Below are 12,680 nucleotides of genomic sequence, written 5' to 3'. Positions count from 1 at the left end.
TCAGGGGAAGTGGTTGTCTGACGCTCAGACGGGGAGACGCACCATGGGATTGCCCAACACACCAGCAGGGGCGGGTCTGAAGCCAGACCTGCGTGTCTCCGACCACGACCTGACCAAGCTCGCGGACGATCTCGACGACATGCAGGACCACCTGGACAAGCAAGTCAAGCGTATGGACGGAGTGGTGGACCGCATAGAGGCCGGGTGGCGTGGTCCGGCCGGGTCCGCCTATCGCAGACTTCACCGGGCAGCGGCCGAGGACGCCGTGCGTATACGCGAGGTGATACGGCACCTCGAGCAAGCGGTGCGCCTCAGCAAGGACGGCTTCACCGAGATCGAACTAGAGGTCCTCGCCCAACTTCAGCGCATCCAAGTAGATGTCGACAGCGAGGTCGACAGGTTGTCGACACCGCATGGAGAGCCCGTCAGGACCATTGCGCCAGCAAGCCCTCCACGCAGTTCCCTGGACTCCTTCTGAGGCCATGAGGAACACAACGCACGTCATCCTCAGCCACTCTCACTGAACTCACGGGGGAAGCCATGCCGACCGGAAGCCCTGCCGAGGACCACATATCCGTCTCCTTCGGCACGCTCCGCGAGCTCGCCGTCGAATTGGAGGACATCCTCAAGAAACTGAACGAGAAGCTCGACTCTCTGTACGACCGCGTAGTCCCGGTGGTGTTGTCCTGGGAGGGAGAGACGCGGGAGACCTTCGTCGACAAACTAGATGAATGGGACCGTTCAGCCCAAGACCTCCAGGCGGCACAGAAATGGCTGCATGAGATAGCGACAACGGGTCACGTCAACTACACAGCCGCCCATCAAGCGGTGCTGCGCGGCTGGGGAGCCGCTTGATGGGGACACCAGCGCACGGAGGAGCTGCTGAAGGAACACTGGATGTCACGCCCTCTCTTCTGTACAGCGTCTCGACAGGAATAGCAGACCAGCAGGATGTACTGCACCGAGGCGTTGCAGCATTCCTGACCGAGTTGGCTCGGTACCCTGACGGCGGAGGTAGAGGCACAGCCGTTCAAAGCTTCACCAGTGCGTACAAGGACGTCAGTGAACGCCTCCTGGAAGTGTGGGCCAAGTCCGTGGTCGCCGTCGGTGGTGCCGCGGTGGGTTTCACTGTCACCGGCAACAATTTTGCAGCGGCCGACGCCGCAACCAACCCCTCCCCATCGGCTCGGCCGCAACACCAACCACCGCCGGCCGTCCTTGACACAGCTCCCACGTATGGCCCCGTGACGGACTTCAAATGGGGGGACATCGACGACGGCCAGGACTTTGTGCAACGTGCCCTGGAGGGCGTTGAAGCCGTGGTCCTGACCGTCCTGCGCCCCCTCCTTGAAGATGCCTGCCGCTGGGGAAAAGCCGCCGAGATCCTGCCGCTGCCGAATCATCACCGCGTCAAGTCGATCTCGGAATCGTGGCGGATGCCGCAGAGAACTTTGTCGACCGTCGAAGGAACGCTGATCTCCCTCGTCCAGAGCATCACTCAGCAGTCCAACAGTGAGTGGTACGGTGCCATGCGCACCTTCTGCAGCACCCTCTGGGGCACCTCGGCCTGGGGAAAAGAGCGACACGGTTACCAATGGAAGAACGACACCTTCGGCAGCCCGGGGGCCAACCATCCGGTTTTCGCCGTCTTGTTCGATACGTGTGAAGTGATGGTAGATGCCGTCGACCACTTCGCCAAGGCCGCTGAAGACGTCCGCGAGGACCTTCATCGGATCTACCGCAAAGCGGTGATTGACACCTTGCCCCAGATCAATGTGAGTGACGGCGTAGACCTCAAGGACGTCAAAAATCTGGGCAAAGGGCTTCTGCGACTCGGCAAGGGATTGGTCACCGACCTGTCATCAGGGATAGTCCTGAACCTTGACGAACAGGAGATGAACAATGCGGTGACGGCGTACAACAACCGGATCGATCGACAGACGCGACGCATCAAGGACCTGCTTGATGCCTTGGACGAGGCATCAAGGAGTGCCCCCACCTTCAACGCAGAGGAAGCTCGAGCCGAGGCATACGGAGCACGTGCACTGACGGACTTCAAAGGCGATCCTCTATACACCGCCCCGGGGGACGACGAAGCAAAGCACAGATTCCCCGTGGACTTGGCCAACCAGGAAGGCCTGGCGGGCGCTCACGTCATCGATAAACATGTGGGAAAAACTGACGCCCAACTGGAGCAGCGACTTCGGGACCAGGCAAGGCTGTACCCGGACGGAACGACTAGACCTATCGCCGTCTCCACGTTCAACAACCTGGCCGACGCGCAACGCTACACCCAGGCCGTGCTCGACGATCCCGACAACCAGCGCAAAATTGACAGATGGCTGAGCAGAAACCCGACGCAGCCCAACCAAACCAGGAACATCGGCCTCGCGTTCGATCATCCTGTGGGCCGTTCATGGGGACGCGGCGATAACCAGGCGCACGAATCCACCAAGGTCCTGGTCACCCTTCGCCCTGTCCCCGGCGGCCACCCACCGTATGTTGTACTGACGGCAATGCCCAGCGACTCCCTTCCCTCCTCGTGAAACGGAACGATGTGACCGAGCAGGAACCTGTTACTGACGCCCACTCCTGGAGTTCTGCAGTACGCGATCTTTTCGATGGCGGATGGACCTTCGCCCAGGTGGGAGTCAGACGCCACGAGGACTGGCGTTATGACGTTACCGAGGTAATGGCTCTGAAGGCCACCGATCCACGGAATTGGGCGTCACTGAATCATGCGCCCGAAATCGACGAGAATCGCAGCGGCACGGGTTCACCATTCTTTCCTTGGAGCCCCGAAGAGACAGGCAAGTCCTTGCACGAGATTGGGGAAGAATCCGCAGTTCGACTCCTTGTCGCACTGAAGGGAGACTTCTATCAGGCCGCCAGCATCCCTGACTTCGAGAACCGGAAAGAATCATTGTTCGACAGCTCTCGAACTATCCTTGCACGGTTCGGCTCCGGAAGTCGCTTCTTCACGAATGCGACCGAAGCTCACAGAAACCCCGAGGCCGATCTCTTGAACCCTGACACCGAGTGGGATTGCCTTTCGGTCTACACCACCGACTGCGGGCTCGTAGCCGTATCCGACGCCGAGATCGGCGTATTCTGGGCATTCTGGGAGGACTGAGGGCCGGATCTTGCGCACGCGCTCAGCCACTTATACCGACCACGACACCGCTCAGTGGTCAACCCAGCAGGCGGTTGATTCCAACGAGCATGTCATCCACCGTTGGCTGACGCAGTCGACCCGCCCGCGTCTGGCCGTACCTGGCTGATGCTGGTGCCTGAGCAACTCAGTGCGCTCCGGCCCGATTACGGGCCCGGCCCCCAAGGCGGTGGAACGCCGTGAGGTCCGGTCCGTATCGGTTCGGGGTCGGCTGTCGCGGGGCTACCCGACGTACTCCGTGAACCTGCGGGCCGTCTCCGCCAGCACCGCCTGGCCGTCGCGGGACCACAGGGGCTCGTTGAACAGTTCGACCTCGATGGGGCCGGTGTAGCCGGCCGCGTCCACGTGCCGCTGCCATGCGCGCAGGTCGATCGCTCCGTCGCCGAGCTGGCCGCGGCCGTTGAGGACGCCCTCGGGGAGCGGGGTGGTCCAGTCGGCGAGCTGGAAGGAGTGGATGCGGCCCTGGGCGCCCGCGCGGGCGATCTGGGCGGGGGCGGTGTCGTCCCACCAGACGTGGTACGTGTCGACGGTGACGCCGACCTGGTGGGCGGGGAAACGTTCCGCGATGTCCAGGGCCTGGGCGAGCGTGGAGATCACGCAGCGGTCGGCGGCGTACATGGGGTGGAGCGGTTCGATGGCCAGGCGCACCCCGTGCTGCTCGGCGTGGGGGGCGAGTTCGGCGAGGGCGTCCGCGATGCGTCGGCGGGCGGCGTGCAGGTCCTTGGAGCCGGGTGGCAGGCCGCCGGAGACCAGGACGAGGGTGTCGGTGCCGAGGGTGGCCGCCTCCTCGACCGCGCGGCGGTTGTCGGCGAGGGCGGCGGCCCGGCCGACGGGGTCGGTCGCGGTGAGGAAGCCGCCCCGGCACAGGGTCGTGACCGCCAGGCCCGCGTCGCGGACCAGTTTCGCGGCCCCCTCCACGCCGTACTCCTGGACGGGCTCACGCCACAGGCCCACGCCCGGGACGCCCAGGTCCCGGCAGGCGTCGACGAGTTCCGGCAGGGAGAGCTGCTTGACCGTCATCTGGTTGATGCTGAAGCGGGTGAGGTCGTGTGCGGGCGTCGTGCCGTCACCCGCACGGCCACGCGTGCGGTCAGTGGTGCTGCCACGCGTGCGGTCAGCCGCGCGGCCACGCGTGCGGTCACTCGTGCGGTCACTCATGCGGTCACTCCGTACAGGTGCAGCAGGGTCCTCATCCGGTCCTCGGCTCGTTTCGGGTCGGGGAACAGGCCGAGGCGGTCGGCGAGTTCGTAGGCGCGGGCGAGGTGCGGCAGGGAGCGGGCCGACTGGAGGCCGCCGACCATCGTGAAGTGGTCCTGGTGGCCGGCCAGCCAGGCGAGGAGGACGACGCCCGTCTTGTAGTAGCGGGTGGGGGTCTGGAAGAGGTGCCGGGAGAGTTCGACGGTGGGGTCGAGGAGGGCGCGGAAGCCGTCGGTGTCGCCGGTGTCGAGGACACGGACCGCCTCCGCGGCCAGCGGGCCCAGGGGGTCGAAGACGCCGAGGAGGGCGTGGCTGAAGCCCTGGTCGTCGCCGGCGATCAGTCCGGGGTAGTGGAAGTCGTCGCCGGTGTAGCAGCGCACCCCCTGCGGGAGGCGGCGGCGCAGGCCGACCTCGCGTGCGGCGTCGAGGAGGGAGACCTTGACGCCGTCGACCTTGTCGGGGTGGGCGGCGATGATCTCCAGGAAGGTGGTGGTGGCCGCGTCGAGGTCGGACGAGCCCCAGTAGCCCTCCAGGGCCGGGTCGAACATGGGGCCCAGCCAGTGCAGGATCACCGGCTCGGCGGCCTGGCGCAGGAGGTGGCCGTAGACCTCCAGGTAGTCCTCGGGGCCGCGGGCCGCCGCGGCGAGGGCGCGGGACGCCATGAGGACGGCCCGCGCCCCGGACTCCTCGACGAGCGCGAGCTGTTCCTCGTAGGCGGCGCGCACCTCGGCGAGGGTGCCGCCGGTGATCTGGTCGGTCCCGGCGCCGCAGGCGATGCGGCCTCCGACGGCCTTCGCCTCGGCGGCGGAGCGGCGGATCAGTTCGGCCGCGCCCGCCCAGTCCAGGCCCATGCCGCGCTGGGCGGTGTCCATGGCCTCGGCGACGCCCAGGCCGTGCGACCACAGGTGGCGGCGGAAGGCGAGGGTGGCGTCCCAGTCGACGGCGGCGGGGCCGTCGGGGGTGGTGTCGGCGTACGGGTCGGCGACGACGTGCGCGGCGGAGAAGACCGTACGGGAGGTGAAGGGGGCGCCCGGGGAGAGGTCCAGGGGGTCGGTGCGGGGTTCGTAGGGGCGCAGGGTGCCGTCCGCGGCGGGCAGGTGGAGGGTCACAGCGCGATCTCCGGGACGTCGAGGCGGCGGCCCTCGGCGGAGGACCTCAGGCCCAGTTCGGCGAGCTGGACGCCGCGGGCCCCGGCGACGAGGTCCCAGTGGTAGGGGGCGTCGGTGTGGACGTGCTTGAGGAACAGTTCCCACTGGGCCTTGAAGCCGTTGTCGAACTCCCCGTTGTCCGGGACCTCCTGCCACTGGGCACGGAAGGTCTCGGTGGCGGGGATGTCCGGGTTCCACACCGGCTTGGGGGTGGCCGAGCGGTGCTGGACGCGGCAGGTGCGCAGGCCAGCGACGGCGGAGCCCTCGGTGCCGTCGACCTGGAACTCGACGAGCTCGTCGCGGTGGACGCGGACGGTCCAGGAGGAGTTGATCTGGGCGACGGTCCCGCCGTCGAGTTCGAAGATGCCGTAGGCGGCGTCGTCGGCGGTGGCGTCGTAGGGCTTGCCGTGTTCGTCCCAGCGCTGCGGGACGTGGGTGGCGGTGAGGGCCTGGACGGACCGCACGCGGCCGAACAGTTCGTGCAGCACGTACTCCCAGTGCGGGAACATGTCGACGACGATGCCACCGCCGTCCTCGGCGCGGTAGTTCCACGACGGGCGCTGGGCGTCCTGCCAGTCGCCCTCGAAGACCCAGTAGCCGAACTCGCCGCGCACGGACAGGATCCGTCCGAAGAAGCCGCCGTCGATGAGCCGCTTCAGCTTCAGCAGACCGGGCAGGAACAGCTTGTCCTGGACGACGCCGTGCTTGATGCCGGCCGCGTTCGCCAGGCGGGCGAGTTCCAGGGCGCCGTCGAGGCCGGTGGCGGTGGGCTTCTCGGTGTAGACGTGCTTGCCGGCGGCGATCGCCTTCTTCAGGGCGTCCTCGCGGGCGGAGGTCACCTGCGCGTCGAAGTAGATGTCGACGGTGTCGTCGGCGAGGACGGCGTCCAGGTCGGTGGAGACGTGGTCGAGGCCGTGGCGGTCTGCGAGGGCGCGCAGCGCGTGCTCGCGGCGGCCGACCAGGACCGGCTCCGGCCACAGCACGGTGCCGTCGCCGAGGTCGAGCCCGCCCTGCTCGCGCAGGGCCAGGATGGAGCGGACGAGGTGTTGCCGGTAGCCCATGCGGCCGGTCACACCGTTCATGGCGATACGCACCGTCTTGCGTGTCACGTCGTTCCCTTCGAACGCGGTCCGCGCGCCGCGTACGTCCCCCTCGTCCCGCGTGACTCACCGGGCGAACGTTGACTGGTGAACGTAATAGCAAGCGCTTTCTACGCAGAGAAGTTAGCCCCTGCCCGGCCCGCAGGACAAGACCGCCGCAACCCCGGCTTGTTCGAGGGGGCGAACAACGCGGCGCGTGGCCTTATCGTCTGGTCGGAACCGCGGCCCCCGGGCCGGGGGTCCACTACGGCGTACGACGGCGTACGGCTAGGCGCGCGAGGCGGAGGACGAACATGACGGTGACCCTGGCGGACGTGGCGGCCCGTGCGCAGGTCTCCCCGGCGACGGTGTCGCGCGTGCTGAACGGCAACTATCCGGTGGCGGCGTCCACCCGCGAACGCGTCCTCAAAGCCGTCGACGAACTCGACTACGTCCTCAACGGTCCGGCCAGCGCCCTGGCCGCCTCCACCTCCGACCTCGTCGGGATCCTCGTCAACGACATCGCCGACCCCTTCTTCGGCATCATGGCGAGCGCCATCCAGGGCGAGATCGGCGGGCCGGGCGGACGCGCCGGCGGGGAACGGCTCGCCGTCGTCTGCAACACCGGCGGCTCCCCCGAGCGGGAGCTGACCTACCTCACGCTGCTCCAGCGGCAGCGGGCGGCGGCGGTCGTCCTCACCGGCGGCGCGATCGAGGACCCGGCGCACACGGCCGCGATGAACGCGAAGCTGCGGAAACTGGTGGACGCCGGGACGCGGGTCGTGCTGTGCGGGCGCCCGCCCGCGCCGGAGACGGGAGCGGTGGCGCTCACCTTCGACAACCGCGAGGGCGCTCGGGAACTCACCGGGCACCTGCTCGGCCTCGGCCACCGCCGGCTCGGCTACATCGCCGGCCCGCCGGAACGCACCACCACCCGTGACCGGCTGGACGGCCACCGGGACGCGCTGGCCGCGCACGGCGTCGCGGACGACCCGCGCCGGACGGTGCACGGGCAGTACGACCGGCGGTCCGGGTACGAGGGGACGCTGGAGCTGCTGCGGGCGGATCCGTCGCTGACGGCGGTGGTGGCGGCGAACGACTCCGTCGCGCTGGGGGCGTGCGCGGCGCTGCGGGACTCCGGGCGGCGGATCCCGGAGGACGTGTCGGTGGCCGGGTTCGACGATCTGCCGTTCAGCGTGGACGCGGTGCCGGGGCTGACGACGGTGCGGGTGCCGCTGGCGGAGGCGGGGGGCCGGGCGGGGCGGATCGCCATGGGGCGGGAGGAGGCGCCGGGGGGCGGTGTGGCGTCTGTGCGGGTGGAGTTGGTGGTGCGGGGGTCTGTGGCGGGGCCTCGGGTGTGAGGGGCCGTGCCGGGCTTTGGGGGGGGGTTCGCGCAGTTCCTCGCGCCCCTGAGGGGCCCTGCGGGGTGCGTGGCGAGGGATCGCGCGGTTCCTCGCGCCCCTGAGAGACCCTGCGGGCTCGTCGTTGTCTGCAGGCCGTGGGGGGAGTTCGCGCAGTTCCCCGCGCCCCTGAAGAACCGCTGCCGGTGCATGGCGAGGGGTGCGCAATTCCTCGCGCCCCTGAGAGACCCTGCGGGCTCGTCGTTGTCTGCAGGCCGTGGGGGGAGTTCGCGCAGTTCCCCGCGCCCCTGAAGAACCGCTGCCGGTGCATGGCGAGGGGTGCGCGGTTCCTCGCGCCCCTGAGGGGCCCTGCGGGGTGCGTGGCGAGGGATCGCGCGGTTCCTCGCGCCCCTGAGAGACCCTGCGGGCTCGTCGTTGTCTGCAGGCCGTGGGGGGGTTCGCGCAGTTCCCCGCGCCCCTGAAGAACCGCTGCCGGTGCGTCGCGGGGGTCGCGTAGTATCCCGCGCCCCTGGCAGACCCCGAGGAGGCCCGGCGTTGGTGTTCGGGGGCGTGCGGGCTGCTCGCGTGCGGTGGGGTGGGGGTCGACGCGGGGCAGGGAATTGTGGGTGGCGATGAGTTTCTGGGCGGGGGGCGGTCTGTAGGTTCGTCAGTGGTTGTCGATCGTTGTGGGAGTGGGCGTCATGCGGATTGTCGTGACCGAGTTCATCAGCCTCGACGGTGTGTCGCAGGCCCCGGGAGGGCCGCAGGAAGACACCGACGGGGGGTTCGCGCACGGTGGGTGGTCGCACCCGTACTTCGACCCGGAGGTGCTCGGCGGGGCGTTCGCCGCGGGGCTGGGGAAGGCGGACGCGCTGCTGTTCGGGCGCCGGACGTGGCAGACGATGGCGGCGGCGTGGCCGGAGCGGGCCGGTGACGAGTTCGCCGACCGGATGAACAGCCTGCGCAAGTACGTCGTCTCGGGCACCCTCGGAGAGGCCGACCTGACCTGGAACAACTCCCGGCTGATCCCGGCCGGCGAGGCCCTGGACCGGATCCGGGAGCTGCGCGCCGCCGAGGGCGGCGACCTGGCGATGATGGGCAGCCCTTCGCTGGTGCGCACCCTGCTGGCCGAGGACCTGGTGGACGAACTCCAGCTGATCGTCATGCCGGTGATGCTCGGCGGCGGCAAGTCGATCTTCCCCGTCGACGGCGCGAAGCGGCCCTTCGAACTCGTGTCGACCACGGCCGCGAAGACCGGCGCCCAGGTGTGCGTGTACCGGCCGGCGCGGCCGTCGGCCGAGGGCTGACGGCCACAGGGCCGGCGGCTCGGTGCGACACCGGGGTGTCAGGGAGGAGTCGGCGTCGGGGTCCGCGGGTAGGGTCCGTGGGCATGAAGCTGGCGTTCTCCACCCTCGGCGTCCCCGGCCTGCCCGTCACCGACGTGCTGGAGCTGGCGACCGCGCACGGCTACCACGGCGTCGAACTGCGCGCCCACCCGGAGGAACCGGTGCACCCCGGCCTCGCTCCGGCCGAACGGGCCGATGTGGCCGCCGCGTTCAAGGCGGCCGGTGTCGAGATCCTGAGTGCCGCCGGATACGTCCGGGTGGCCGCTCCCGGTGACGACGAACCGGTGCTGGCCGAGATGCGGGCCCTGCTGGAACTGGCCCGCGACCTCGGCGCCCCCTACGTCCGGGTCTTCCCCGGCGGCACCCCGGGGCAGACCCCCGAGGAGGCCGACGCGACGGCCGCCCGCCGGCTCGGCACGGCCGCCGAGTACGCGGGCGACCTGGGGGTGCGGATCCTGCTGGAGACGCACGACTCGCACCGTACGGCGGCCGACGCGATGCGGATCCTGGGCCTGGTGGGGCACGGCCGGGTCGGGGCGCTCTGGGACGTGATGCACACCTGGCTCGGCGGGGAGCAGCCCGCGGACAGTTTCGCCGCCCTCTCCCCCCACCTGGGGTACGTCCAGGTCAAGGACATCGCCTCCGCCGACGACACGACCCCGCTGGCGCTGGGCGACGGCATCCTGCCGCTGGCGGACTGCGTGGAGATCCTGTCCCGGCACGGCTGGGACGGCTGGCTGTGCTGGGAGTACGAGAAGCGGTGGTACCCGGACGTGCCGGAGCTGAGCGGTCTGCTCGCTCCCGGGCGGGAGCATCTGGCCCGGCTGCTGAACGAGTCGGCGTGACCGTGCGGCGGACACCGGCCGCCGTCCGAAGCCGCCGGTGACAGGGGCGGCCGGAGCGGGCCCCCCGCCCGGACGTCGCGGTGCCGGTCCGGCCCCGGGGCGTCGCCGCGGGCGCGGGCCGGGGATCTCGGCCCGCTGCTTCGGCCCGTCACGCCGCCCTGTGACGCCGGCAGGCCAAGCTGCCCCGTCACGCCGGCCCCTCACGCCGCCCCGTCACTCCGGCCCCTCACGCCGACCGTCGCGGAACCCGCGGGCCGGGTCGTCCGTCCCATCCGCAGGCTGCCGGACGAGTCTGGCGTGGCACGGTGTCGGCCCTCGCTGCTGGCTGCGATCGCTGACCCACCCTCTCCGCCGTGCCACGGCCGGCAGCACGCCGCCATCGGCGCGCCCCCTCCCTTGCGCCGGTGGCGGCCCCCCGTTGGTTACTGTGCACTCCCTTGACTGGCAGAAACTTCCCGGATATTGCTGACCCCCTGGAAGTTTCCTTCAGCAGATCCCCGCGGATCACCTCCGGAAGGAGCGCACGTGCCCGACAGCAGCACGGCAAGCACGGGAAGCGACAGCGGCAGCACGGGAAGCGGCAGCGGCACGGGACGGGCCGCACGGCCGTCCAGACGCGCGGTCCTCGCCGCCACGGCGGGGGTCGGCACCGTCCTCGCCGCCGGGGGTTCCGTGCACGCCGCCCCCGGCCGCTCCGCCGCCGAGGAGCGCAGACTGCGCGGACTGATCTCCCGCATGACGCTGGAGGAGAAGGTCGGCCAGCTCTTCGTGATGCGGGTCTACGGCCACTCCGCAACCGAGCCCGACCAGGCCGACATCGACGCCAACCTGAAGGAAATCGGCGTCCGCACCGCCGCGGAACTGCTGGAGCGGTACCGGGTCGGCGGCATCATCTACTTCGCCTGGGCCCACAACACGCGGGACCCGCACCAGATCGCGGACCTGTCCAACGGCATCCAGAAGGCGTCCCTGGGCCTGCCGCGCGGGCTGCCGGTGCTCATCTCCACCGACCAGGAGCACGGCATCGTCGCCCGGGTCGGTGAGCCGGCCACCCTGTTCCCGGGGGCGATGGCCGTCGGGGCGGGCGGGTCCCGGTCCGACGCCCGCACCCTCGGCCGGATCGCCGGACGCGAACTGCGGGCCCTGGGCATCCGCCAGGACTACGCCCCGGTGGCCGACGTGAACGTCAACCCGGCCAACCCGGTCATCGGCGTGCGGTCCTTCGGCTCGGCGCCCGAGGCGGTGGCGCGGCTGGTGGCGGCCGAGGTGTCCGGGTTCCAGCACGCGGGGGTGGCGGCGACCGCCAAGCACTTCCCCGGGCACGGCGACACCGTCGACGACAGCCACGCCAAGCTGCCCTACATCCACCACACCCGGGAGCAGTGGGGGCAGCTCGACGCCCCGCCGTTCCGCGCCGCGATCGCCGCGGGCATCGACTCGATCATGACCGCCCACATCGTCGTCCCGGCCCTCGACCCCTCCGAGGACCCCGCCACCCTCTCCCGGCCCATCCTCACCGGCATCCTGCGCGAGGAACTGGGCTACGACGGGGTCGTGGTGACCGACTCCCTCGGCATGGAGGGCGTGCGCACCAAGTACGGCGACGACCGGGTGCCGGTGCTCGCGCTGCAGGCCGGTGTGGACCAGCTGCTCAACCCGCCCTCCCTGGACGTCGCCTGGAACGCCGTCCTGCAGGCGGTGCGGGACGGCGAACTCACCGAGGAACGCCTCGACGAATCGATCCTGCGCATTCTGAGGCTGAAGGCGAAGCTGGACCTGTTCGAGGACCCGTACGTCTCCCACGGCGGCGTGGACCGCACCGTCGGCACCCGCGCCCACCTGGCCGCCGCCGACCGGATCGCCGAGCGGACCACCACGCTGCTGGTCAACGAGGGCGGTCTGCTGCCGCTGTCGAGGCGCAGGCACCCGAGGGTGCTCGTCGTCGGCGCCGATCCCGCCTCCCCGTCGGGCACCACGGGCCCGCCGACGGGGGTGCTCGCGGACGCCCTGACCGGACTGGGCTTCACGGCCACCGCGCTGTCCACGGGCACGGCGCCCTCCGCGGCCGCCATCGACCGGGCGGTCGCCGCGGCCGGGGAGGCGGACGCGGTGGTCGTGGGCACGTACAACGTCTCGGCGGGCAGCAGCCAGCGGACGCTGGTCGAGCGGCTGCTGGCCACCGGGCGGCCGGTGGTGGCGGTGGCGATCCGCAACCCGTACGACGTGGCGCACCTGCCCGGCGTGCCGGCGTACCTGGCGGCCTACTCCTGGACGGACGTCGAACTGCGGGCGGCGGCCCGCGTGATCGCCGGCCGGGTGCGGCCCCGCGGGACGCTGCCGGTGCCCGTGCAGCGCGCCGACGACCCGGCGGCCGTGCTCTACCCGGTCGGGCACGGGCTGCGGTACTGACGCGCCGCCCGGCCCGCCGCGTCCGCCGCGCCGTACGGCGGGTGCCGGCGGGCCGGGTGCGTACGCGCGCGGGCGCGCCGGACGTAGATCCCGTACGCCTCGGACCCGGCACACTCCCCCCATTGTGCGCAAAGCATCCCAGAT

Annotated in this window: 11 protein-coding genes; 8 read left to right on the top strand and 3 right to left on the bottom strand. The window is 70.4% G+C overall.

Annotation, left to right across the window (positions count from 1 at the left end):
- The first annotated feature begins 43 nt into the window (after positions 1-43).
- From ACSU53_RS20130 to ACSU53_RS20115, 4 genes are all read left to right on the top strand, one after another.
- Positions 44-478, top strand: coding sequence for a WXG100 family type VII secretion target (locus ACSU53_RS20130; RefSeq protein WP_437029667.1), 435 nt, complete (start codon positions 44-46; stop codon positions 476-478).
- A 62-nt stretch (positions 479-540) separates the two neighbouring features.
- Positions 541-855: a WXG100 family type VII secretion target gene (locus ACSU53_RS20125; RefSeq protein ID WP_437029665.1), complete on the top strand. Its 315-nt coding sequence runs from the start codon at positions 541-543 to the stop codon at positions 853-855.
- A gap of 389 nt (positions 856-1,244) precedes the next feature.
- Positions 1,245-2,546, top strand: a complete 1,302-nt coding sequence (locus tag ACSU53_RS20120) for an RNase A-like domain-containing protein (RefSeq protein ID WP_437029663.1) — start codon at positions 1,245-1,247, stop codon at positions 2,544-2,546.
- Between the two features lie 11 nt (positions 2,547-2,557).
- Positions 2,558-3,133 (top strand): hypothetical protein, encoded by a 576-nt coding sequence (locus ACSU53_RS20115; protein WP_437029662.1) that lies wholly within the window; start codon positions 2,558-2,560, stop codon positions 3,131-3,133.
- Positions 3,134-3,394: 261 nt separating this feature from the next.
- On the opposite strand, the gene ACSU53_RS20110 is transcribed toward ACSU53_RS20115, so the two are convergent.
- The 3 genes from ACSU53_RS20110 to ACSU53_RS20100 form a co-directional block, all read right to left on the bottom strand.
- Positions 3,395-4,192, bottom strand: a complete 798-nt coding sequence (locus ACSU53_RS20110) for a sugar phosphate isomerase/epimerase family protein (protein ID WP_437029660.1) — start codon at positions 4,190-4,192, stop codon at positions 3,395-3,397.
- A gap of 134 nt (positions 4,193-4,326) precedes the next feature.
- Entirely contained in the window at positions 4,327-5,478 is a 1,152-nt protein-coding gene (locus tag ACSU53_RS20105; RefSeq protein WP_437029659.1) for a dihydrodipicolinate synthase family protein, read from the bottom strand.
- Complete coding sequence (locus ACSU53_RS20100) at positions 5,475-6,626, bottom strand: Gfo/Idh/MocA family protein (protein WP_437029657.1); 1,152 nt, start codon at positions 6,624-6,626, stop codon at positions 5,475-5,477. Before ACSU53_RS20100 ends, ACSU53_RS20105 begins: the two co-directional genes overlap by 4 nt.
- 284 nt (positions 6,627-6,910) lie before the next feature.
- On the opposite strand from ACSU53_RS20100, the gene ACSU53_RS20095 reads away from it, so the two are divergent.
- The 4 genes from ACSU53_RS20095 (at position 6,911) to ACSU53_RS20080 (ending at position 12,536) form a co-directional block, all read left to right on the top strand.
- Complete coding sequence (locus ACSU53_RS20095) at positions 6,911-7,957, top strand: LacI family DNA-binding transcriptional regulator (RefSeq protein ID WP_437029655.1); 1,047 nt, start codon at positions 6,911-6,913, stop codon at positions 7,955-7,957.
- Between the two features lie 680 nt (positions 7,958-8,637).
- Positions 8,638-9,243 carry a dihydrofolate reductase family protein gene (locus ACSU53_RS20090; RefSeq protein ID WP_437029653.1) on the top strand — a complete coding sequence of 202 codons (606 nt, stop codon included), beginning with the start codon at positions 8,638-8,640 and terminating at the stop codon, positions 9,241-9,243.
- 83 nt (positions 9,244-9,326) lie between these two features.
- A complete protein-coding gene (locus ACSU53_RS20085; protein ID WP_437029651.1) occupies positions 9,327-10,127 on the top strand; it encodes a sugar phosphate isomerase/epimerase family protein in 801 nt (266 codons plus the stop codon).
- A gap of 525 nt (positions 10,128-10,652) precedes the next feature.
- Complete coding sequence (locus tag ACSU53_RS20080; RefSeq protein WP_437029649.1) at positions 10,653-12,536, top strand: glycoside hydrolase family 3 protein; 1,884 nt, start codon at positions 10,653-10,655, stop codon at positions 12,534-12,536.
- The last annotated feature ends 144 nt before the right edge of the window (positions 12,537-12,680 follow it).

The sequence above is a fragment of the Streptomyces sp. enrichment culture genome, assembly GCF_964273255.1.
Taxonomy (GTDB): domain Bacteria; phylum Actinomycetota; class Actinomycetes; order Streptomycetales; family Streptomycetaceae; genus Streptomyces.
Note: the sequence above shows the minus strand (reverse complement) of the source record. Positions and strands in the feature narration are given on the sequence as shown.